At 71.5% G+C, this 22499-nt stretch carries 22 protein-coding genes, 3 tRNA genes and 1 pseudogene; 20 read left to right on the plus strand and 6 right to left on the minus strand.

All coding sequences use genetic code 11. The features are described 5' to 3' along the window. Positions 1-47 precede the first annotated feature (47 nt). From RBL05_RS15630 to RBL05_RS15660, 7 genes and pseudogenes are all read left to right on the plus strand, one after another. Positions 48-4513 (plus strand): annotated as a pseudogene (locus RBL05_RS15630) (FtsK/SpoIIIE domain-containing protein). A 210-nt stretch (positions 4514-4723) separates the two neighbouring features. Then, the gene (locus tag RBL05_RS15635; protein ID WP_141748065.1) at positions 4724-4990 is read left to right on the plus strand and encodes a WXG100 family type VII secretion target; all 267 of its coding nucleotides are present in this window, start codon (positions 4724-4726) and stop codon (positions 4988-4990) included. Positions 4991-5124: 134 nt separating this feature from the next. Further along, on the plus strand, positions 5125-5604 hold the full coding sequence (locus tag RBL05_RS15640) for a hypothetical protein (RefSeq protein ID WP_308738698.1): 480 nt from the start codon (positions 5125-5127) through the stop codon (positions 5602-5604). Positions 5605-5932: 328 nt separating this feature from the next. Next, positions 5933-6193: a hypothetical protein gene (locus RBL05_RS15645; RefSeq protein WP_157998631.1), complete on the plus strand. Its 261-nt coding sequence runs from the start codon at positions 5933-5935 to the stop codon at positions 6191-6193. Between the two features lie 80 nt (positions 6194-6273). Beyond that, entirely contained in the window at positions 6274-6543 is a 270-nt protein-coding gene (locus RBL05_RS15650; protein ID WP_126988287.1) for a hypothetical protein, read from the plus strand. A 351-nt stretch (positions 6544-6894) separates the two neighbouring features. Continuing rightward, positions 6895-7155: a hypothetical protein gene (locus tag RBL05_RS15655; protein WP_157998631.1), complete on the plus strand. Its 261-nt coding sequence runs from the start codon at positions 6895-6897 to the stop codon at positions 7153-7155. A gap of 80 nt (positions 7156-7235) precedes the next feature. Then, entirely contained in the window at positions 7236-7505 is a 270-nt protein-coding gene (locus RBL05_RS15660) for a hypothetical protein (RefSeq protein WP_126988287.1), read from the plus strand. Between the two features lie 61 nt (positions 7506-7566). On the opposite strand, the gene RBL05_RS15665 is transcribed toward RBL05_RS15660, so the two are convergent. Together RBL05_RS15665 and RBL05_RS15670 are read right to left on the minus strand one after the other, a co-directional pair. Then, positions 7567-7935 carry an NAD(P)H-binding protein gene (locus RBL05_RS15665; protein ID WP_308738696.1) on the minus strand — a complete coding sequence of 123 codons (369 nt, stop codon included), beginning with the start codon at positions 7933-7935 and terminating at the stop codon, positions 7567-7569. A gap of 181 nt (positions 7936-8116) precedes the next feature. After that, complete coding sequence (locus RBL05_RS15670; RefSeq protein WP_308738695.1) at positions 8117-8605, minus strand: YajQ family cyclic di-GMP-binding protein; 489 nt, start codon at positions 8603-8605, stop codon at positions 8117-8119. 273 nt (positions 8606-8878) lie between these two features. Here RBL05_RS15670 and RBL05_RS15675 point away from each other — a divergent pair. The 11 genes from RBL05_RS15675 to RBL05_RS15725 all read left to right on the plus strand — a co-directional run bounded on the left by RBL05_RS15675 (position 8879) and on the right by RBL05_RS15725 (position 16244). Then, a tRNA-Tyr gene (locus tag RBL05_RS15675) sits at positions 8879-8960 on the plus strand. 84 nt (positions 8961-9044) lie between these two features. Continuing rightward, positions 9045-9117: transfer RNA gene (locus tag RBL05_RS15680), tRNA-Thr, on the plus strand. Between the two features lie 54 nt (positions 9118-9171). Then, positions 9172-9248 (plus strand) — tRNA-Met (locus RBL05_RS15685). A gap of 136 nt (positions 9249-9384) precedes the next feature. After that, positions 9385-9516, plus strand: coding sequence for a 50S ribosomal protein L33 (gene rpmG / locus RBL05_RS15690; RefSeq protein WP_245349246.1), 132 nt, complete (start codon positions 9385-9387; stop codon positions 9514-9516). A gap of 168 nt (positions 9517-9684) precedes the next feature. Beyond that, a complete protein-coding gene (locus RBL05_RS15695; RefSeq protein WP_263312065.1) occupies positions 9685-10134 on the plus strand; it encodes a MaoC family dehydratase in 450 nt (149 codons plus the stop codon). A gap of 78 nt (positions 10135-10212) precedes the next feature. Beyond that, positions 10213-10710, plus strand: a complete 498-nt coding sequence (locus tag RBL05_RS15700) for a MaoC/PaaZ C-terminal domain-containing protein (RefSeq protein ID WP_308738693.1) — start codon at positions 10213-10215, stop codon at positions 10708-10710. Next, positions 10707-11834, plus strand: coding sequence for a UDP-N-acetylmuramate dehydrogenase (locus tag RBL05_RS15705; protein ID WP_308738692.1), 1128 nt, complete (start codon positions 10707-10709; stop codon positions 11832-11834). The genes RBL05_RS15700 and RBL05_RS15705 overlap by 4 nt, the downstream gene beginning before the upstream one ends. Positions 11835-11973: 139 nt before the next feature. Further along, positions 11974-13242: a serine hydroxymethyltransferase gene (gene glyA, locus RBL05_RS15710; RefSeq protein ID WP_308738691.1), complete on the plus strand. Its 1269-nt coding sequence runs from the start codon at positions 11974-11976 to the stop codon at positions 13240-13242. 173 nt (positions 13243-13415) lie between these two features. Then, entirely contained in the window at positions 13416-14309 is an 894-nt protein-coding gene (locus tag RBL05_RS15715) for a bifunctional methylenetetrahydrofolate dehydrogenase/methenyltetrahydrofolate cyclohydrolase (protein WP_308738690.1), read from the plus strand. 81 nt (positions 14310-14390) lie between these two features. Beyond that, positions 14391-15212, plus strand: a complete 822-nt coding sequence (locus RBL05_RS15720) for an exodeoxyribonuclease III (protein WP_308738689.1) — start codon at positions 14391-14393, stop codon at positions 15210-15212. Between the two features lie 165 nt (positions 15213-15377). After that, a complete protein-coding gene (locus RBL05_RS15725) occupies positions 15378-16244 on the plus strand; it encodes an alpha/beta fold hydrolase (RefSeq protein ID WP_308738688.1) in 867 nt (288 codons plus the stop codon). A 69-nt stretch (positions 16245-16313) separates the two neighbouring features. Here the strand turns inward: RBL05_RS15725 and RBL05_RS15730 are convergent, their stop codons facing one another. The 4 genes from RBL05_RS15730 to sdhC all read right to left on the minus strand — a co-directional run bounded on the left by RBL05_RS15730 (position 16314) and on the right by sdhC (position 19774). Next, positions 16314-17075, minus strand: coding sequence for a succinate dehydrogenase iron-sulfur subunit (locus RBL05_RS15730; RefSeq protein WP_263312058.1), 762 nt, complete (start codon positions 17073-17075; stop codon positions 16314-16316). Then, positions 17075-18850 (minus strand): succinate dehydrogenase flavoprotein subunit, encoded by a 1776-nt coding sequence (gene sdhA / locus RBL05_RS15735; protein WP_308738687.1) that lies wholly within the window; start codon positions 18848-18850, stop codon positions 17075-17077. The genes RBL05_RS15730 and sdhA overlap by 1 nt, the downstream gene beginning before the upstream one ends. 85 nt (positions 18851-18935) lie before the next feature. Beyond that, complete coding sequence (locus RBL05_RS15740; RefSeq protein ID WP_010549861.1) at positions 18936-19391, minus strand: succinate dehydrogenase hydrophobic membrane anchor subunit; 456 nt, start codon at positions 19389-19391, stop codon at positions 18936-18938. A gap of 5 nt (positions 19392-19396) precedes the next feature. Continuing rightward, positions 19397-19774 carry a succinate dehydrogenase, cytochrome b556 subunit gene (gene sdhC, locus RBL05_RS15745; protein ID WP_010549860.1) on the minus strand — a complete coding sequence of 126 codons (378 nt, stop codon included), beginning with the start codon at positions 19772-19774 and terminating at the stop codon, positions 19397-19399. Between the two features lie 264 nt (positions 19775-20038). Here sdhC and RBL05_RS15750 point away from each other — a divergent pair, with 264 nt between their 5' ends. Together RBL05_RS15750 and RBL05_RS15755 are read left to right on the plus strand one after the other, a co-directional pair. Then, the gene (locus RBL05_RS15750; protein ID WP_308738686.1) at positions 20039-21175 is read left to right on the plus strand and encodes a mannose-1-phosphate guanylyltransferase; all 1137 of its coding nucleotides are present in this window, start codon (positions 20039-20041) and stop codon (positions 21173-21175) included. A gap of 82 nt (positions 21176-21257) precedes the next feature. After that, positions 21258-22499, plus strand: coding sequence for a M20 family metallopeptidase (locus tag RBL05_RS15755; RefSeq protein WP_308738685.1), 1242 nt, complete (start codon positions 21258-21260; stop codon positions 22497-22499).

The following is a 22499-nucleotide window of genomic DNA, read 5'->3' on the forward strand; positions in this document are numbered from 1 at the left end:
GGGGATCAGGACGGCGGGCGAGGGGCCCGCAAGGGGGAGGAGACCAGATGCGCATCAAGCTCACGCTGCGCAGGCCCGAGGACCGGCTGACCGATCTGGAGGTGACCGCGGACGCGACCGCGACCGTCGCCGACGTCGCGAACGCCCTGTACCTCGCCGACCCGCTGCGCAGCGAGGTCGAGCCGCCCGACGGGCTGACCCTCCAGGTCCAGGACCCCGGTGCCGGACCCGGCGCGAACGGCGTGCGCTCCCAGGACCGCTCGATCGACCTGATCCAGGCCGGTCTGCGCTCCGGCAGCATCGTCTCCATCGCCCGCTCCTCGAGCGAGTACGCCACCCGCTCCGAGTCCCGCGGCGCCGCGGTCGCGCTGATGCGCGTCCTCTCCGGCCCCGAGTCGGGACGCGAGTACCCGCTGCCCTCGGGGTCCAGCGTGATCGGGCGCGAGGGCGATCTCGACATCCGCATCGCCGACCCGATGCTCTCCAAGCGCCACGCCCGCATCAACGTGGGCGACACCATCGAGATCGTCGACCTGCACTCCTCCAACGGCGTGGTGATCGGCGGCGAGCAGGTCCAGCGCGCCGTGATCGGCCCCTCGGACACGGTGCTGATCGGCGGGACCACCTTCTCGGTGATCCTCCTGCACCGCCTCGGCGGCACCGCCCCCAGCTCCCCGGTGGTCGAGTTCAACCGGTCCCCGCGCGTGGTGCCGCGCTTCCCCTACCGGCCGCTGAAGGCGCCGACGCCGCCGAAGGAGCCCAACCCCCAGTTCTTCCCGATCTTCATGATGTTCGCCCCGCTCCTCATGGGCGGCTTCATGTTCTCGCTGACCCGCAGCCCCTTCTCGCTCATGTTCGTGTTCATGATGCCGATGATGGCGACGGCCGGGTATCTCAACCGCAAGTTCCAGCAGAAGAAGATGCTCGAGCGGCAGATCGCGAACTTCGAGGAGGGACTCGCCTCCCTCAAGCGCCGCGTCACCGCAGCCCAGGACCTCGAGCGGGCGGTGCGCCTGGTCGAGGCGCCCTCGGCCGCGGACACCGTCGACGCCGCCTTCCGCCTCGGGCGCCTGCTGTGGACGCATCGCCCCGAGCACAACGCCTTCGGCACCGTGCGCCTGGGACTGGGCATCGCGGAGTCCCGGGTGGGCATCGACATGCCCGGCGAGAACGATGCCATCCCGAAGTACTACGACATGCTCGACGACATGCACGAGGAGTACAAGATGATCGCCGGCGTGCCGGTGGTCGCGGAGCTGAGGTACGCGGGCAACCTCGGCGTCGCCGGCGGCGGCGAGGAGGCCGACGGGGTCGCCCGCGGCATCGTCACCCAGCTCTTCGCCCTCCACTCCCCGGCGGAGATCGCGCTGGCCGCGATCACCTCCCGCTCCAGCCGCGACATGTGGCAGTGGCTGAAGTGGCTGCCGCACACCTCCAGCCCGCACTCCCCGCTGCCCGGCGACCACCTCGCCGACACCCCCGGTCGCGGCACCTCCCTCCTCTCGCGGATCGAGGAGCTGATCGAGCAGCGCGCCGGCGATGCGCCGCCCGCCCTGCGCACCCCGATGACCGTCGACGTCACCGAGGAGCCGCAGGTCCCGCCGGAGCCGATCACCCCTAGCCTGGTGGTGATCATCGAGGACGACGCCCCCGTGGACCGGGCGCGCCTGGTGCGCATCGCCGAGCGCGGCCCCGACGTCGGCGTGCACGTGATCTGGTGCGCCGCGAACATCGCCGCGCTGCCCGCGGCCTGCCGCACCTACGTGTCCGTGGACGAGTCGATCGAGGGCGCGAGCGCCGGGCACGTGCGGGTGGGGGAGCGGTTCTACCCCGTCACCGTCGAGACCGTCTCCGTCGACGTCGCGGCCGGCGTGGCCCGCCACCTCGCGCCCGTCGTCGACGCGGGCGTGCCCGTCGACGACGACTCCGACCTCCCCCGCGCGATCTCCTATCTCAAGCTCGGCGGCATGGCGATGGCCGAGGACCCCGACCACATCATCGAGCGGTGGAAGGAGAACAACTCCCTCACCCCGCGCGACGGCTCCGAGCCCCAGCGCCGCAAGCACGACGCGAACCTCCGCGGACTCATCGGCCACAACGGCCAGGACGCCTTCCACCTCGACCTGCGCACCAACGGTCCCCACGCCCTCGTCGGCGGCACCACCGGCGCCGGCAAGTCCGAGTTCCTGCAGGCCTGGGTGATGGGCATGGCCACCGCGCACAGCCCCGACCGGGTCACCTTCCTGTTCGTGGACTACAAGGGCGGCGCCGCCTTCGCCGACGCCGTCGACCTGCCGCACACCGTGGGCCTGGTCACCGACCTCTCCCAGCACCTGGTGCGACGCGCGCTCACCTCGCTGCGGGCGGAGCTGCACCATCGCGAGCACCTGCTGAACCGGAAGAAGGCCAAGGACCTCGTCTCCCTCGAGCGGACCGGTGACCCCGAGACCCCGCCCAGCCTGATCATCATCGTCGACGAGTTCGCGGCGCTGGCGAAGGAGATCCCCGAGTTCGTCGACGGCGTCGTGGACGTCGCCGCACGAGGCCGCTCCCTGGGCCTGCACCTGATCCTCGCGACGCAGCGGCCCGCCGGCGTCATCAAGGACAACCTGCGCGCCAACACGAACCTCCGCATCGCGCTGCGCATGGCCGACGAGGCCGACTCCAAGGACATCCTCGGCGACAAGATGGCCGCCCACTTCGACCCCGGCATCCCCGGCCGCGCCGCTGCGAAGACCGGCCCCGGCCGCATCGCGACCTTCCAGACCGGCTACGCGGGAGGGTGGACCACCCACGAGCCCGAGAGAGCACGCATCGACATCGTCGAGAAGGACTTCGGCACCGGCGAGCAGTGGGACATCCCCTCCCCGCCGACCAAGGAGGTCAAGGACCCCGGCCCCAACGACATCTCCCGCGTCGTCGCGACGGTGAAGGCCGCCGCCGAGCGCGCCGGCGTGCCCGCGCCCCGCAAGCCGTGGCTGTCCGAGCTGGCCGACGCCTACGACCTCTCGCGCCTGCCCACGCGCCGCACCGACGAGGAGCTGCTGCTGGGGGTCATGGACGTGCCCGAGGAGCAGTCCCAGCCGACCGTCTCCTACTATCCCGATCGCGACGGCAACATGGCGATCTACGGCACCGGTGGCTCCGGCAAGTCGACCACGCTGCGCACCATCGCGATCTCCGCCGCCTCGACGGTGCGCGGCGGCCCCGTCCACGTGTACGGGCTCGACTTCGGCGCCTCGGGACTGACCATGCTCGAGGACCTCCCGCACGTCGGCTCGATCATCGCGGGCGACGACGAGGAGCGCGTGATCCGCCTGCTGCGCACCCTGCGGGAGCTGATCGACGACCGCGCCCGCGAGTTCGCGAAGCATCGCGCCGGGTCCGTGGCCGAGTACCGGGAGCTGACCGGGAAGTCCGACACGCCCCGCGTGCTGCTGCTGGTCGACGGCATGGCCGCCTTCCGCGAGGCCTACGACTACTCGAACCTCTCGAAGTGGTTCACCACCTTCGTGCAGATCGCGACCGACGGCCGCCAGGTGGGCGTGCACGTCATCGTCACCGGCGACCGTCCCAACGCGATCCCCACCTCGCTCGGCTCCTCGATCCAGCGCCGCCTCATCCACCGCATGGCCAGTGCCGACGACTACTCGGCCTTCGGCGAGCCCAAGGACGTCCTGGACGGCACCTCGCCCCCGGGACGCTCCATCCTCGACGGCCACGAGATGCAGATCGCGGTGCACGGCGGCGACTCGAACGTCGCGATCCAGTCCCGCGAGGTCGCCAAGCTCGCCCAGGCGATGCGGCGCGCCGGAGTGCCCGAGGCGCCCACCATCGAGCGCCTGCCCGAGCGGGTCGAGCTCTCGACGCTCCGCCCCGTCGTCGGCGGCCGGCCCGTCCTCGGCCTGGCCGACGAGACCCTCGCCGAGATCACCTACGAGCCGCGCGGCGCCTTTATGGTCACCGGCCCCATGGGATCGGGTCGCACCACCGCGATGCTCACCATCGCCACCGGCCTCAAGGCGATGGAGAACCCCATGCGCCTGGTCCGCTTCTCCTCGCGCCGCACCCCGCTGACCGGGCTGCCCGTCTGGGACGTGGAGGCCTCCGATCCGGACACCGTGCGCGAGCTCGCCGGCCAGCTCCGCCAGACGATCGAGTCCGGCTCGGTGGGGAGGGGCGCCTGGCCCTGTTCATCGACGGGGTCGCCGACTTCACCGGCACCGGCGTGGAGAACGACCTCGACAAGCTCATCCGCGCCAGCACCCGTGAGGGCCAGTTCGTGGTGGGCGAGAACGAGTCCGCCTCGTGGTCCCAGGCCTACGTCCTCGCCCAGCCGTTCAAGGCCGGACGGCGCGGGCTGCTGCTCCAGCCCAGCGACATGGACGGCGACTCGCTGCTCGGCACCGGACTGGGGAGGATCCGTCGGGCCGACTTCCCGGCCGGCCGCGGCTTCCTCGTCTACAGCGGTCGGGCGATGAAGCTGCAGGTCGCGCAGATCACGTCGGGCTGAGGGCCGCTCTCGGGGGCCGACGGGGAGGGGCGTCGAGCCCGTCCCGGAGGCCCTCGCGACGCGTCCGGAGGGGTGCTCCGTCCCCATGGGGACTCCTCCCCATGGTCGCCTCCGGCGGATCGCCCTACAGTGAGGGCTGTCGAGCACGCAGGAGGCCCGGTGCACCGCAGGGGGCGCACGAGCCGGTGAACAGGAAGGGGAACCCGCATCGTGAACGCCACGAAGGGTATGAACGTCGACGAGGTCAAGCGGATGTCCGGCCAGCTGCGCGATGCGGCCGAGGAGATCACGCGGATCGAGCAGGAGCTCACCCGGGGCCTGGAGGACGTGGACTGGACCGGCCCCGACGCGGATCGCTTCCGCGGCCAGTGGTCCGGGGAGATGGTCCCCGCGCTGCAGCAGATCATGAACGCGGTCAACGAGCTCGGCGACACCGCCGACCGCAACGCCGCCGAGCAGGAGGCCACCTCCAGCTGAGGCGGTGCAGGACCGCGCCGTCACGGATGGCGACAGGGGTGGGGAGAGGCCCGGGCGGAGCACCGCTCGGGCCTCTCGCCTGCCTGGTATCTTTGTCGCCGACCGTGCCAGGGGGACGAATGGAGCACAGCACCGTGAAGAGCATCGAGTATCCGAGCGCCGACTTCCCTGCGCCCCCTCGGGTCCGGGTCGAGGTGCCGGAGGACTGGGAGCCGCTCACGGTCCCGGGAGTGCAGCTCGCCGTCGCCCAGCCCCGCGTCGACGGGCGCTTCCGCGCGAACGTGGTCGTGACCGTGCAGCGCTTCGGACCGGAGTTCACCCTCGAGGCGGCGCGCGCCGGCCTCGAGCAGCGCAAGTCCTCCCTGCCCGAGCTCGAGGAGCTCGGCACCGGGGAGATCGAGATCGAGGGCACGACCTGGATCGCGAGCGAGTACGGCTACACCCAGCCCGGCCGCCCGACCGTGGTGCAGGCCGCGCGCTACGCCGTGATCGACCGCGGGGGCGTGGCCGCCGATGTGCTCGAGATCGTGGGCAGCTGCGGGGCGGAGAGCGCCGACGAGGAGATCGAGACCGTCCGCGCCATCCAGGACTCCCTGCAGCTGACCCTGGACTGACACCGACACCGCATCGTCCCCGGAGGGCGCCGGCCACCGTGGCCGGCGCCCTCCGGCCGTGCGGGGCGAGGTCGTCCGGCCGACCCTGTCGAGGTCCTCGCGAGGCGACGGCGAGGCGACGGTCCGGCGAGGTGCCACGAGGCGTCGCGTGGGGAGCGGTGCACGGGGACCTCTGCCTGGGGAGTTGTCCCCATCGCCAGGGTGTGGTGGGTGGTTCTAGGGTGGTGGCATCACCTGGGGGACAGGGATCGAGGACGTGGCCTTGGGGGTCGCGGAGGTCCGGTTCGGTGGGTGGGGATCTGATTCTTTCGACGATGTGGAGGACACCATGAAGAAGGGTATGAACCCTGAGGCTGTGGAGCAGATGGGCACCACGGCGGAGACGTCCGGCGAGGATGTCAACACCATCTACACGACGGTGCAGGGTCGTGTGACGGATTTCGACTGGACCGGTGAGGACCGTGACAAGTACGTGTCGGAGTTCGAGGGGACTCTGGGTGGTCTGGTCCAGGATGTCGTGACGCAGCTGGGCGAGTTCGCTGAGCGTGCGAAGAAGAACGCTCAGCAGCAGCGTGAGGCTTCTTCCTGATCTGCTGGGTTCTCTCGGCTTCTAGGTTTTTCTTTCTTCAGCAGTGATCTGCTCCGGGATCGGGGCGAAAGGGGTTTGTGATGGCTTTCAAGGGTATGAATCCGGAGGAGGGGCGCGAGGTCGCTCAGGAGGTCCTCAAGGCGGGCGAGCAGGTCGTCGAGAAGGTCGACGAGGTGACGCGCCTGGTGACGTCGGTGGAGTGGGTCGGTCCGGACTACGACGCGTATGTCGAGGCGTGGAACTCGTTCGTGAACGGTCCGGTGAACAGCCTGGTCGAGGCGTTCACGGCCAAGGGCGATGAGCTGACGAACCACGCCGAGGAGCAGGACACCACCTCGAACCAGCAGTGAGCTGACCGGTTCTTCGTCGCGCAGGCCCCGTCCCCCCGTCGTGGTGGGGGCGGGGCCTTCGTCATGCCCGGGCACGCGACAGCCGCGCCCGGGCTCCCTGCGCCACGCAAGGGGAGCCGCCGGCGCTGTCCACAGTCCGATGCGACCGTTGTTCGTCGCTGACCTGCGAGGACGGGCTGCCGGGCGGATGGGGAGGGGGATGGGGAGTTGTCCCCATCGCCAGGGTGTGGTGGGTGGTTCTAGGGTGGTGGCATCACCTGGGGGACAGGGATCGAGGACGTGGCCTTGGGGGTCGCGGAGGTCCGGTTCGGTGGGTGGGGATCTGATTCTTTCGACGATGTGGAGGACACCATGAAGAAGGGTATGAACCCTGAGGCTGTGGAGCAGATGGGCACCACGGCGGAGACGTCCGGCGAGGATGTCAACACCATCTACACGACGGTGCAGGGTCGTGTGACGGATTTCGACTGGACCGGTGAGGACCGTGACAAGTACGTGTCGGAGTTCGAGGGGACTCTGGGTGGTCTGGTCCAGGATGTCGTGACGCAGCTGGGCGAGTTCGCTGAGCGTGCGAAGAAGAACGCTCAGCAGCAGCGTGAGGCTTCTTCCTGATCTGCTGGGTTCTCTCGGCTTCTAGGTTTTTCTTTCTTCAGCAGTGATCTGCTCCGGGATCGGGGCGAAAGGGGTTTGTGATGGCTTTCAAGGGTATGAATCCGGAGGAGGGGCGCGAGGTCGCTCAGGAGGTCCTCAAGGCGGGCGAGCAGGTCGTCGAGAAGGTCGACGAGGTGACGCGCCTGGTGACGTCGGTGGAGTGGGTCGGTCCGGACTACGACGCGTATGTCGAGGCGTGGAACTCGTTCGTGAACGGTCCGGTGAACAGCCTGGTCGAGGCGTTCACGGCCAAGGGCGATGAGCTGACGAACCACGCCGAGGAGCAGGACACCACCTCGAACCAGCAGTGAGCTGACCGGTTCTTCGTCGCGCAGGCCCCGTCCCCCCGTCGTGGTGGGGGCGGGGCCTTCGTCATGCCCGGGGCCCAGCGCCGCTCCGGGCCCTGCTACTCGGTCCCACCCGCACCGGGTGCCCGGAGGCGAGGAGGCACTCGACGAGCACGCGGACGATCCCGTGGTCCACGGCCTCCGCCTCGCCCGGCGCGCCGTGCGAGCCGAGGCCGAGGATCACTCCGTCCACTCCCTCGAGGGCGCGCGCCATGTCCACGGGCATCCTCGCCTCGCCGGCGACGAGCTCCGTCTCCGCGGGGAGCAGCCGGGCGGCCCGCTCCGTGCTGCGCACGAGGGTCCGCGGGTGCAGTCCTGCCTCGACCGCGCACCTCACCACGTGGCGGCCGACCCCTGCGGTCGCCCCGATCACCAGGATCGTGCCGCTGGTCATCGCTCCCTTCCCTCGACGGATCCGCGCCGCGCAGCATCCGCGCGCGGAGATCCGAATATCTCCAGCGCGGCGCGGGTGAGGGAGGAACCGCCAGTGCCTGGACGCGCGGCACCCCCGTCCCGGCGGTGCGGGAGCGGGGGTGCGACGAGGCGGGGCTCAGCGACGGCTGGGCGCCCGGAGGTCAGCGGTAGTTGATGAACTGCAGCGCGACCTCGAGGTCCTTGCCCTTGAGCAGGGTGATGACGGACTGGAGGTCGTCACGGCTCTTGGAGAAGACGCGCAGCTCGTCGCCCTGGATCTGTGCCTTGACGCCCTTTGGGCCCTCGTCCCGGATGATCTTGGCGATCTTCTTCGCGTCCTCGGTGGAGATGCCCTCCTTGAGCGAGGCCGCCAGGCGCACCTCCTTGCCGGACTGCTTGGGCTCGCCCACGTCGAGCGCCTTGAGCGAGATGCCGCGGCGGATCAGCTTGGACTGCAGCACGTCCAGCACCGCGAGCACGCGCTCCTCGGCGTTGGCGGTCATCACGATCTCGTCGCCGCCGAGGGTGATCGAGGCGCCGGTGTTCCGGAAGTCGTAGCGCTGGCCGACCTCCTTCACGGCCTGGTTCACGGCGTTGTCGACCTCCTGGCGGTCGAGCTTGCTGACGATGTCGAACGATGAATCGGCCATCGGGTCCTCCTCCGGGCGGCCCGCGCGGGCCGCCACCACGTCGAACGGGCGGGTCTGTCCAGTGATCGTCCCATGCCGGGTCCGGGAGTGCTCCCCGGTCTCCGAGGGACCGCCGCAGAGGGGCTGCGACCAGCGGCGGGACCGCTGTGACGCCTCTCATGCTCCGAGGACCCCTTCTGGGTTCGCGCCGCGGCCGGGACCCCGCTATGCTGTTTCGAGTCCGCTTCCGGCGGCCGCAGGACGAGAGTCCGGCGGGTGGCGGGAGAGGGTCGCGGCAGATTACCCGAGCGGCCAAAGGGAGCTGACTGTAAATCAGCTGGCATTGCCTACGGGGGTTCGAATCCCTCATCTGCCACGCGGAGGATCCCTGTGATCCGAAGCACGGGGGCCGCCCCTCGAATTGCCTACGGGCAACGAGGCGGGTAAGGTTCACCGGGTTGCCCTGATAGCTCAGTCGGCAGAGCGTCTCCATGGTAAGGAGAAGGTCAAGGGTTCGATTCCCTTTCAGGGCTCTGATGGATGCGGCGGCCCGGTCTCATTCGAGATCGGGCCGTTTCATCGGTCACGCCGGGGTAGCTCAGACGGTTAGAGCGCACGACTCATAATCGTGAGGTCGCGGGTTCGATCCCCGCCCTCGGTACCACACCGGTCCCCACCGGAGTGCAGATTCCACATCCCCCGAGCACGGGGACCCACGAGGCGCACCGCCGGGTGCGTCACCCGGACGAAAGAGGCGAACCGTGGCGAGCAAGAGCTCTGACGTGCGTCCCAAGATCACCATGGCGTGTGTCGAATGCAAGGCGCGCAACTACATCACCAAGAAGAACCGTCGCAACACCCCGGATCGACTGGAGCTCTCGAAGTTCTGCCCGACCTGCGGCAAGCAGACGGCGCACCGCGAGACCCGCTGAGCGGTCCCGCCGCAGCATCCACGAAGGCCACCCGGCAGCGCCGGGTGGCCTTCGTCATGTCCGGCCCCCGTGCCTCGCGCGGGCCGGACCGCAGGGGAGCGGGGGCGGTGAGATGATCGGGGAGACCGCATCCGTCGGCCCCGCGCCGACCCGACCTCGGGAGACACAGTGACCACCAGCCCCGATCCCGCCTTCGCCGGCCGCACCTACCCGGCGGGCCCCGTGCACACCGTCTCGGCCGCGAAGATCGTCGAGTTCGCCCGCGCCACCGGCGCCCCCTCGCCGCTGCACACCGATCCCGAGGCCGCCCGCGCCGCCGGGCACGCCGACGTCGTGGCGCCGCCCACGTTCCTCGTCTCCCTCGCCCAGGCCACCGAGGCGCAGTACGTCGAGGACCCCGCCGCCGGCATCGACTTCTCCCGCGTGGTCCACGGCGAGGAGTCCTTCACCCTGCACCGTCCCGTCGTCGCCGGCGACCGCCTCGTGCCGACCCTCACCGTCGAGTCGGTCCGCGCCGCCGGAGGGCACGCCATGGTCACCACCCGTGTCGACCTTGCCGACGAGGACGGCGCCGAGGTCGCCGCCGTGCGCAGCATGCTCGTCGTGCGCGGGGACTGAGCTCGCCGCCTCCCCCCGCGGCGCCCCGACGCCCTCGCCCCTCGCGGCCCTGCCGCAGACGCCACACCAGGAGCACCGATGACCACCAGCCCCACCCCCGACGCCCGCCCGCTCGACCTCGCCGCGCTGTCCGTCGGCGACGAGCTCTCCCGCACCGCCCACACGCTCGACCGCGACGCGCTGGTCCGCTACGCCGGTGCCTCCGGCGACTTCAACCCGATCCACTACAACGACGCCGTCGCCGAGCAGGCCGGGCTGCCCGGCGTCATCGCCCACGGCATGCTCACCATGGGCACGGCCATCACCGGCCTGCTCGAGGCCGTCGGCGACCCGACCCTGATCACCGCCTACTCCACCCGATTCACCGGCATGGTGCCCGTGCCCGCCACCGGCGAGGTGGCGCTCGAAGTCGTCGCGACCATCGGCGCGATCGACGAGTCCGCGGGCACCGCTCGCGTCGACCTCGCCGCCGTCGTCGACGGGGAGAAGGTGCTGGGGCGCGCCCGCGCGACCCTCGCGCTGCCGCGCCGCACGCAGGACGCCGAGGCCGGGGCCGACACGGCAGGAGCGGCATGAGGCTCGCCGACCTGACCACCCTCCGCATCGGTGGGGAGATCCGGAACCTCGTCGAGGCCCGCACGGCCGACGAGGTGATCGCCGCGGTCTCCGCCGCGGACGAGGCGGGGGAGCCGCTGCTCGTCCTCGGCGGCGGCTCGAACCTCGTCGCCTCCGACGAGCCCTTCGAGGGCACCGTGGTGCTGCTGCGCGACCCCGAGGACCCGCCCCTGCTGGATGCGACCTGCGAGGTCGGCGCTTCCGGCGAGCCCGACGGCATCCCCGTGGACCCGGCCGAGCTCACCCCGCTGGACCCCACCTGCGGAGGGGCGATCGCCGAGTACTTCGCGGGCGTGAACTGGGACCGGGCCGTGCGCTATGCGATCGCCCGCGAGATGGTCGGCATCGAGGCGCTCTCCGGCATCCCCGGCACCGTCGGCGCGACTCCGATCCAGAACGTCGGCGCCTACGGCCAGGAGGTCGCCTCGACGATCTCCCGCGTGCGCACCTGGGACCGCGAGAAGGGGGCGGTGCGCACCTTCTTCGCCGCCGACTGCGGCTTCGCCTATCGCGACAGCGTCTTAAAGCGCACCCGGTACAGCGGACCCGTCCCGTCGGCGACCGGCCGCTACGTGGTGCTCTCGGTGACCTTCCAGCACACGCTCGGCTCCCTCTCCGCCCCGATCCGCTACGCGCAGCTCGCCGCGGAGCTCGGCGTCGAGGTGGGGGACCGGGTGCCGATGAGCCGGGTGCGCGAGGCGGTGCTGCGCGTGCGCGGCAGCAAGGGCATGGTCCTGGACGCCGCCGATCACGACACCTGGAGCGCCGGCTCCTTCTTCACCAACCCGATCCTCTCCGCGGAGGACGCCGCGGCCCTGCCCGAGCAGGCGCCGCGCTACGACGCGGGCGAGGGCAGGGTGAAGACCAGCGCCGCCTGGCTCATCAGCCACTCCGGGATCGAGCGCGGCCATGCGGTGGGGGAGCGGGCCTCGGTCTCCACCAAGCACTCCCTCGCGCTGACCAACCGCGGCGGCGCCTCCAGCGAGGACCTCGTCGCCCTCGCCCACGACGTCCAGCAGCGGGTCGAGGAGCGCTACGGGATCCGTCTGGAGCCGGAACCTGTGCGCCTCGGCCTGGACCTCTGAGCGGGGAGGAGACCGCTCGGCGTCCGTTCCGCACGGGACGGGCGCCGATCCCTGGATGGAGGCGGCCCCGCCGCAGCTCCCGACCTAGGATGGGCGCGACGGCTGCTCGCCGCCCCCTCAGACCCCCACAGGAGGCCACGTGAACGTCCTCGACAAGTCTGTCGCCGACATCGATCCCGAGATCGCCCAGGTGCTCGACCGCGAGCTGGCCCGACAGCAGGGCACGCTCGAGATGATCGCGTCGGAGAACTTCGTCCCCCGCTCGGTCCTGCAGGTGCAGGGCTCGGTCCTGACCAACAAGTACGCCGAGGGCTACCCCGGCAAGCGCTACTACGGAGGCTGCGAGGAGGTCGACGTCGCGGAGCAGATCGCGATCGACCGCGCGAAGGCCCTGTTCGGCGCCGAGCACGCGAACGTCCAGCCGCACTCGGGCGCGACCGCGAACGCCGCGGTGATGCACGCCCTCGCCCGCCCGGGCGACAAGCTCATGGGCCTCTCGCTCGCCCACGGCGGCCACCTCACCCACGGCATGAAGATCAACTTCTCCGGCCGTCTCTACGACATCGTCGCGTACGAGACCGAGCCGGGCACGGGCCTGATCGACATGGACAAGGTGCGCGAGCTCGCGATCGCCGAGCAGCCCAAGGTCATCGTCGCCGGCTGGTCCGCCTACACCCGCCAGCTCGACTTCCCCCGCTTCCGCGAGATCGCCGACGAGGTCGGGGCCGCGCTGTGGGTCGACATGGCGCACTTCGCGGGCCTCGTCGCGGCGGGCCTGCACCCCAGCCCCGTGCCCTACGCGGATGTCGTCTCCACCACCATCCACAAGACCATCGGCGGCCCTCGCTCCGGCATGATCCTGTGCAAGGAGAAGTGGGCGAAGAAGATCGACTCGGCAGTGTTCCCCGGCCAGCAGGGCGGCCCGCTCATGCACGTCGTCGCCGCGAAGGCCGTGGCACTGAAGATCGCCGCCTCGGAGGACTTCAAGGACCGCCAGGCCCGCACCCTCGAGGGTGCGCAGATCCTCGCCGACCGCCTCCAGCAGGAGGACACCAAGGCGGCGGGCGTCAAGGTCATCTCCGGCGGCACCGACGTGCACCTGGTGCTCGTGGACCTCGTCGACTCCGAGCTGGACGGCCAGCAGGCGGAGGACCGCCTGCACGAGGCCGGCATCACCGTGAACCGCAACGCGGTCCCCAACGACCCGCGCCCGCCGCGGGTCACCTCGGGCCTGCGCATCGGCACCCCGGCGCTCGCCACCCGCGGCTTCGGCGCGGCGGAGTTCACCGAGGTCGCCGACGTGATCGCGCTGGCGCTGACCGGCGGGGCCGACGTCGAGTCGCTCAGGGCCCGCACCGCGAAGCTCGCCGAGTCCAAGCCGCTCTACCCCGCGCTGCAGCAGTACTGATCTGCGCGGGCGGGGTCCGGAGGCCGCGGTGCCCGCACCCCGCCCGTCCCGCATCAGCCCGCCGGTGCCCGGGGCGGGACCGCCCCCGACCGGGGCACCGGTTCCCTCGGGCGGGCCTCCCGGGCCCACCCCACCGACCACCTCACCGAGACCCCTCATCGAAGGAGAGCGCCATGACCGCCCAGATCCTCGACGGCAAGGCCACCGCGAAGGCGATCAAGCAGGAGCTCGCCGAGCGCGTGACCCGTCTGGTCGATGCCGGTCACCCGCGTCCCGGTCTCGCGACCGTGCTGGTCGGCGATGATCCGGGCAGCGCCGCCTATGTGCGCGGCAAGCACCGCGACAGCGAGCAGATCGGCCTGAACTCGATCCAGAAGCACCTCCCGGCCGACGCCACCCAGGAGGAGGTCGAGGCGGTCGTCGACGAGCTCAACGCCGACCCCGCCTGCACCGGCTACATCGTCCAGCTGCCGCTGCCGAAGCACATCGACACCGACGCGATCCTCGAGCGGATCGACCCCGCCAAGGACGCCGACGGCCTCCACCCCACGAACCTCGGACGCCTGGTCCTCAACGCCTACTCGCCGATCCGCACCCCGCTGCCCTGCACGCCCCGGGCCGTGATCGAGCTGCTCATGCGGCACGACCTCGACCTCAAGGGCAAGGACGTGGTCGTGATCGGCCGCGGCGTCACCGTCGGCCGCTCGATCGGCGCGCTGATGACCCGCCGCGCCATCAATGCGACCGTCACCCTCACCCACACCGGCACGACGGACCTCCCCGCGCACCTGCGCCGCGCCGACGTGATCGTCGCCGCCGCGGGCGTCGCCCACCTGGTCCGGCCCGAGGACGTCAAGCCCGGCGCGATCGTGCTCGACGTCGGCGTCTCCCGCCAGGAGGACCCCGAGGGCGGGAAGGCGAAGCTCGTGGGCGACGTGGACCCGGCCGTCGCCGAGGTCGCCTCGTGGATCAGCCCCAACCCCGGCGGTGTCGGCCCCATGACCCGCGCGCTGCTGGTCAACAACGTCGTCGAGGCGGCCGAGCACGCCGCCGGCATCGAGGCCTGAGACCCCGGCGAGGCGGGCAGAGCCGCCCGCCCAGTCGTCCCCGCGTCGCGGCCGTCCGGCCCCGCTGACATACTGGTCGGCATGACTTTCACCCTCGCCACCGTCAACGTCAACGGCCTGCGGGCCGCGGCCCGCAAGGGGATGGCCGACTGGCTCGCGACCACCGCGGCCGACGTCATCACCCTGCAGGAGGTGCGGGCGCCGGAGGAGCTGCTCGCCGATCTGGTGGGGGAGGACTGGACCATCGTCGGCGAGGCCTCCGAGCTCAAGGGCCGCAACGGCGTCGCGATCGCCGCCCGCACCTCGCTGGCGAGCATCGACCTCGAGGGCGTCCGCCGCGGCCTGCCGGGCCTGACCGAGCCCACCCACACCGGCCGCTGGCTCGAGGCCGACCTCGAGGACCCGCTCGGCGACGGCACCGGCCTCACCGTCATCTCCTGCTACATGCACTCCGGCAACACCGAGAAGCCGCAGACCATGACCGACAAGTACGCCTTCCTCGACGTGGCGATGGAGCGCCTGGACGCGCTGCGCGCCGACGGCCGTCACGTGGTCCTCACCGGAGACCTCAACATCGCCCATGCCAACAACGACATCAAGAACTGGAAGGGCAACCTGAAGTCCGCCGGCTTCCTGCCCGAGGAGCGCGCCTATCTCGACCGCCTGCTGGTCGAGGGCGACTGGGTGGACGTCCAGCGCCGCCTCGCCGGCGACGTGCCCGGCCCCTACACCTGGTGGTCCCAGCGCGGCAAGGCCTTCGACAACGACTCCGGCTGGCGCATCGACTACCAGCTGACCACCCCGGCGCTCGGCGAGAAGGCGACCGCCGCGCAGGTGGATCGCGCCCCCAGCTACGACACCCGCTGGTCCGACCACGCACCGCTGGTGGTCACCTACTCCTGAGCCCGCACCGGGCGCCGTCGGCGCGGCCTCCCTCTCCCGGCCGACGGCACCCGGGCCGCCCCGCGCTCGAGACCGCGCGCAGGCGCGGACGGCACCGCGGGCCGCGGGCCGAACCTGTCGCCGATCGCCCTTCTGCTCGTCCGGGCACGGTCCTACGCTGTGCCCATGGACACCCGCACCCTGTCCCTGCCCGACGCCGAGATCGTCCACGACGTGCACGGCCCGCTGCCCCCGGCCGACGGCGGCGAGGTGCTGCTGGTCATCGGCCAGCCCATGACCGCCGACGGCTTCGCCGACCTGATCGCCGAGCTCCCGGACCGCACCGTCGTCGCCTACGACCCGCGCGGACTCGGCCGGAGCACCCGCAGCGACGGCAGCGCCCTGAACGACCCGTCCCTGCAGGCGGAGGACCTCCACGCCCTGATCACGGATCTCGGCGCACCGGTGCAGATGTTCGCCAGCAGCGGCGGCGCCGTCGCCGCGCTCGCCCTGCTCGCGGCGCATCCCGAGGACGTCAGCCAGGTCGTCGCCCACGAGCCGCCCATCATGGGCGTCCTGCCCGATGCGGAGCTCGCCGAGCGCGCGAACGATGCCGTCGGCCGTGCCTATCAGGAGCGCGGCTGGGGCGCGGGGCTCGCCGCCTTCCTCGCCATGAGCATGTGGCAGGGCGAGTTCACCGAGGAGTTCTTCGCCCAGCCCCTGCCCGATCCCGCCCGGTTCGGCCTGCCCGACCAGGACGACGGCACACGGGAGGACCCGCTGCTGTCCGGGACGAGCGCGCCCGTGACCTCCTACCAGCCCGATCTCGAGGCGCTGCGCTCCGCGGGGGACCGTCTGGTCCTCGCCACGGGGGAGCAGACGGGGGAGGCGATCACCGCCCGCACCACGCGCGCCCTCGCCGAGGCGCTCGGCACCGAGCCGCTCGTCTTCCCAGGTGACCACGGCGGCTTCGCCGTCGGCGACCCGTCCCATCCGGGCGACCCCGCCGCCTTCGCCGCCAGGCTGCGCGAGGTGCTCGCCGCCCGCGGCTGACCGCCCCGATGACGACAGGGGCTCCTCCGCCGCGGCGGAGGAGCCCCTGTCGTCGTGCTGAGCGCGGGATCAGACGCGGCCGCGGATCACGGCCTGCTTCACCTCGGCGATCGCCTTGGTCACCTGGATGCCGCGCGGGCACGCCTCGGTGCAGTTGAAGGTGGTGCGGCAGCGCCACACGCCCTCCTTGGAGTTCAGGATCTCCAGGCGCTGCTCGCCCGCGTCGTCGCGCGAGTCGAAGATGAAGCGGTGGGCGTTCACGATCGCGGCCGGGCCGAAGTACTGCCCGTCGGTCCAGAACACGGGGCAGGACGAGGTGCACGCGGCGCAGAGGATGCACTTGGTGGTGTCGTCGAAGCGCTCGCGCTGCTCCGCGGACTGCAGCCGCTCGCGGCTGGGCTCCTGACCGCCCGCGACCAGGAACGGCATGACCTCCTTGTAGGAGTCGAAGAACGGCTCCATGTCCACGATGAGGTCCTTCTCCACCGGCAGGCCCTTGATCGGCTCGACCGTGATCGGCTTCGAGATGTCGAGGTCCTTCAGGAGCGTCTTGCAGGCCAGACGGTTGCGGCCGTTGATCCGCATCGCGTCCGAGCCGCAGACGCCGTGGGCGCACGAGCGGCGGAAGGTCAGCGAGCCGTCCACGTGCCACTTGATCTCGTGCAGGGCGTCGAGCACACGGTCGGTGCCGTGCATCGTGACGGTGAAGTCCTCCCAGTGGACGCCCTTGTCGTCCTCGGGGGTGAAGCGTGCGATGCGCAGCGTCACCTCGAACGAGGGGACCGCACCGGCATCGGGCTCGGCCTGGGGCTTCTCGGCGACGGCAGTCATCAGAACGTGCGCTCCTTCGGCTCGTAGCGGGTGATCACGACGGGCTTGGTGCCCAGACGGATCGGGGTGCCCTCGACGCCCTCCTCACCCGGCAGGGTGCGGTAGGCCATGGTGTGCTCGAGGTAGTTGACGTCGTCGCGCTTCTCGAAGTCCTCGCGGAAGTGGCCGCCGCGGGACTCCTTGCGGTTCAGCGCGCCGAGCGCCACGATCTCGGCCAGGTCGAGCAGGAAGCCGAGCTCCACGGCCTCCATCAGGTCCAGGTTGTAGCGGCGGCCCTTGTCCTGGATCGCGACCGTCTCGTAGCGCTTCTTGAGGTCCTTGATGCCGGCCAGCGCCGTGCGGCAGGTCTCCTCGGTGCGGAACACCTGGACGTTGGCGTCCATCAGCTCCTGCAGATCGGTGCGGATGTTCGCGATGCGGTCCTCGGTCGCGGGCCGGTCGCGCAGGCGCTCGAGCAGCTCGACGGTCGGGGTCTCCACGCCCTCGGGCAGCTCGGGCAGGTCGACCTCCGCGGCGTGCTCCGCGGCGGCGATGCCGGCGCGGCGCCCGAAGACGTTGATGTCCAGCAGCGAGTTGGTGCCCAGGCGGTTGCCGCCGTGCACGGACACGCACGCGGTCTCGCCGGCGGCGTACAGGCCGGGGATCACGTCGGTCGCGTTGGCGAGGACCTCGCCGCGGATGTTCGTGGGGATGCCGCCCATGCCGTAGTGCGCGGTCGGGAAGACCGGCACCGGCTCGGTGTACGGCTCCACGCCCAGGTAGGTGCGCGCGAACTCGGTGATGTCCGGGAGCTTCGCGTCGATGTGCGCGGGCTCGAGGTGGGTGAGGTCGAGGTAGACGTAATCCTTGTTCGGGCCGGCGCCGCGGCCTTCGCGCACCTCGTTGGCCATCGCGCGGGCGACCACGTCACGGGGGGCGAGGTCCTTCAGCGTCGGGGCGTAGCGCTCCATGAAGCGCTCCATCTCGCTGTTGCGCAGGATGCCGCCCTCGCCGCGCGCCGCCTCCGACAGCAGGATGCCGAGGCCCGCCAGGCCCGTCGGGTGGAACTGGAAGAACTCCATGTCCTCCAGCGGGATGCCGCGGCGGAACGCCATCGCGGGGCCGTCACCGGTGAGGGTGTGGGCGTTCGAGGTGGTCTTGAAGATCTTGCCGAAGCCGCCGGAGGCGAACACGACCGACTTCGCGCGGAAGACGTGGATCTCGCCGGTGGCGAGCTCATAGGTGACCACGCCGGAGGCGCGCACGCCGCCGCCCTCGCGGGGATCGCCGGTCATCAGCACATCGAGCACGTAGTACTCGTTGAAGAACTCCACCTGCTGCTTCACGCAGTTCTGGTAGAGGGTCTGGAGGATCATGTGGCCGGTGCGGTCCGCGGCGTAGCAGGCGCGGCGCACGGGCGCCTCGCCGTGCTCACGGGTGTGCCCGCCGAAGCGGCGCTGGTCGATGCGCCCCTCCGGGGTGCGGTTGAAGGGCAGGCCCATCTTCTCCAGGTCGAGCACCGCGTCGATGGCCTCCTTGGCCATGACCTCGGCGGCGTCCTGGTCCACCAGGTAGTCGCCGCCCTTGACGGTGTCGTAGGTGTGCCACTCCCAGTTGTCCTCCTCGACGTTGGCGAGAGCCGCGCACATGCCGCCCTGCGCCGCGCCGGTGTGGGAGCGCGTGGGATAGAGCTTGGTGACGACCGCGGTGCGGGCGCGCTTGGAGGACTCCAGCGCCGCGCGCATCCCGGCGCCGCCGGCGCCGACGATCACCACGTCGTAGTTATGGGTCTGCATGTCGGGTGACAGCTCCGTTCCGGGAAGACCGTGAAGTGCGTGAGGAAGGGGAAGGGCGGCCGGGAGTCCGGCCGCCCCGGGGGCGTCAGCCCTCGCAGAAGGAGGGCAGCAGGCTCGGCTCGGCGCCGACGGGGCAGGGATCGAAGGTGAAGATCACCAGCGTGCCCAGCACGATCGTGACGACGACCGCGAAGTACAGCAGGGCCTTGAGGACCATGCGGGTGCGGTCGCCGCGGGCGTAGTCGTTGATGATCGTGCGCACGCCGTTGCCGCCGTGGATGAGGCCCAGCCACAGCATCAGCAGGTCCCAGACCTGCCAGAAGGGGGAGGACCACTTGCCGCCGACGAAGGCGAAGTCGATGCCCTTGACGCCGTCGCCGAGCCACAGGTTCACGAAGAGGTGGCCGAAGACGAGGATGACCAGCAGCGCGCCGGAGCCGCGCATGAACATCCACGAGAGCATCTCGGCGTTCAGGCCGCGCTGCCCGGTGCGGCGGTAGCGGGTGGAGGGATCCGGGATCGAGGTGGTGGAGGTCGACATGGGGATCACGCTCCGAACATGTGCATGAGGTGGCGGGGGAGGAAGCCGGCCATCAGGACGGCCCACACGATCACGACGCCCCAGAAGAGCTTGCGCTGGTGCACGGTCCCCTTGGACCAGAAGTCCACGAGGATGATGCGCAGGCCGTTGAGTGCGTGGAAGAGCACGGCGCCGACCAGGCCGACCTCGCCGAGGCCGAAGACGACCGTCTTGTAGTGGCCGATGACCTCGTTGTACGCCTCGGGCGAGACGCGCACGAGCGCGGTGTCCAGGACGTGCACGAGCAGGAACAGGAAGATCGCCATTCCTGAGATGCGGTGGGCGACCCAGGACCACATGCCCTCGCGTCCGCGATAGAGCGTCCCGGATTGGGCGGAAGCCACGGAGTTCCTCCAGAAGCGTCGGTATGTCGCCGGGAGCTCGACGGTGCTCCGCGGCGTGCGGCGCGGGACCTCGGGGACCGAGGTCCCCGCGGCCGTTGCAGCGCTCGGCGCCCTCGGGCGGCCGTTTCGCGACACGGCGACATCATCATCGCCCCCGACAGGGGCAGGTTCAGCGTAGCACCAGGCAGGGGGCAGGCAGGTCCGCCCCGGCCGCGTCGGCGGACGGTCCGAAGGGGCCCGTCGGAGGCCGGATACGCTGGGTTCATGCCCGAAGCACCCTTCGTTCCCGTGGTGCCCGCAGGAGGCTCCGGCACCAGACTGTGGCCGCTCTCACGCCGCGCCCGCCCGAAGTTCCTGCTGGACCTCACCGGGCAGGGCCGCTCCCTGCTCCAGCTCACCGTCGACCGACTCGCGCCCCTCGCGGACCGGCCCCCGATCGTCGTCACCGGCCGCGCCCACGCCGCAGCGGTGCGCGAGCAGCTCGACGGGGACGTGCATGTCCTCGCAGAGCCCTCGGCCCGCAACTCCATGCCTGCGATCGCGCTCGCGGCCGCGCACGTGGAGCGCGAGTCGCCGGACGCCGTGATCGGCTCCTTCGCCGCCGACCACCTCATCGAGGACGGGGCCGCCTTCGCCCGCGCCGTCACCGCCGCGCGGGACGCCGCCGAGCTCGGCCTCCTCGTCACCCTCGGCATCGCCCCCACCTCGCCGTCGACCGGCTTCGGCTACATCGAGTCCGCGGGCGACGGGGGAGCGGACCCCGCGCTCTCCGCGCGCCTGCGCGCCGTCGGCGCGGAGCCCGTCGTGCGCTTCGTCGAGAAGCCCGACCGCGAGAGGGCCGAGGCCTTCGTCGCCGCGGGACTGCGCTGGAACGCCGGCATTTTCGTGGTGCGCGCCTCGGTGCTGCTCGACGAGCTCGCCGTCCAGATCCCCGCCCTCGCCGCCGGCGCACGCGAGATCGCGGCCGCGCACGGCGGCGCCGAGGAGGAGGCGGTGCTCGAGCGCGTCTGGCCCACGATGATCGCGATCGCGATCGACCACGCCCTCGCCGAGCCGCTCGCCGCGCAGGGGAGGGTCGCGGTGGTCCCGGCGGAGTTCGACTGGGACGACGTCGGCGACTTCGCGGCGCTCGCCCGCCAGCTCCGCGAGCGCCAGGGCGAGGTGCGCCGCGGCGAGGACGGCACCGAGGTCCATGTGGTGGGAAGCGCGAGCGTCGATGCGCTCTCCTCCCGCGCCACGGTGTACGGTTCCACGGATCGCCACATCGCCCTGGTCGGGCTCGAGGGCGTCAGCATCGTCGACACCGAGGATGCGCTGCTGGTGCTCGCCGACGAGAAGGCGCAGGCCCTCCAGCAGCTCGTCGGCCGGCTCGACGAGCAGGGGCTGGGCCGGCTGCGTTGACCCGTAACGCCGGACGCGCATCGCCGTGGGAGGCGCACGGCCGGCAGGGCGGTCGATGACAGGACAGGACAGGAGCGAACGCGTGGAGCAGTCGCAGCAGACGCTGGTCGGGACCTCGCAGCAGCGTGCGATGCTCGGACCGGAGGGGCTGATCGCCCGCACCGTCGCCGAGCGCGGCGACGCCCTGCGCGAGGTGCGCCGCCACCTCCACCGCCACCCCGAGCTCTCCCACCAGGAGCACACCACCACCGACTTCATCGCCGAGCAGCTCACCGCGCTCGGGCTCGCGCCGAAGCGCATGGCCGCCACCGGTCTGATCTGCGACATCCCCGGCGCGGACCCGTCTCTGGAGCTGATGGGGCTGCGGGCGGACATGGACGCGCTCGGGATCCCCGAGCTCAGCACCGTCCCCTACCGCTCCGTCGTCGAGGGCGTCTCCCACGCCTGCGGCCACGACGTGCACATGAGCGCCGTGCTCGGCGCGGCGACCGCGCTGGTGCGGGTGGCCGAGGAGGGCGCGCTGCGCCGCGGCGTGCGCCTGGTGTTCCAGCCCGCCGAGGAGATGCACCCCTGCGGCGCGCTCGAGCTGATCGGGCAGGACGTCCTGGACGGCGTCGACTCGATCCTCGCCCTGCACTGCGACCCCGGCGTCGACGTCGGCCACGTGGGCCTGAAGTCCGGCCCGATCACCTCCGCCACCGATCCGGTGCGGATCCAGGTGCGCGGCGCGGGCGGCCACACCTCCCGCCCCCATCTCACCCAGGACCTCGTCTACGCGCTCGGCTCGATCGCGACGCAGCTGCCGGCCGCGCTCACGCGGCGCATGGACCCGCGCTCCGGCGTGAACCTCACCTGGGGCTCGATCCACGCCGGCTCCGCCTTCAATGCGATCCCCAGCGCCGGCACGCTCGAGGGCACCCTGCGCTGCCTGGACCACGAGGCCTGGGACCGGGCCGAGGAGCTGCTCGAGGAGGTCCTGGCCGATCTCGTGCGCCCCTGGGGCGTCGAGGCGCGCGTCTCCCACGACCGCGGGGTGCCGCCGGTCTCCAACAGCCCCGCGAGCGTCGAGGTGCTCGCCGCCGCGGTGCGCGGGGTGCTCGGCCGGGAGAACCTCGACCCCACCGCCCAGTCCCTCGGCGGCGAGGACTTCGCCTGGTACCTCGAGAAGGTGCCCGGGGCGCTCGCCCGCCTCGGCACCCGCACCCCCGGCGGGCGCACCTACGACCTCCATATGGGCGACCTCATGATCGACGAGCGCGCGATCGGGATCGGGGCGAGCGTGCTCGCCGCCGCCTGCGTGCAGCGGGACCTGCAGGCCGTCTGA

It is taken from the genome of Brachybacterium sp. GU-2 (genome assembly GCF_030866705.2).
Taxonomy (GTDB): Bacteria; Actinomycetota; Actinomycetes; order Actinomycetales; family Dermabacteraceae; genus Brachybacterium; species Brachybacterium conglomeratum.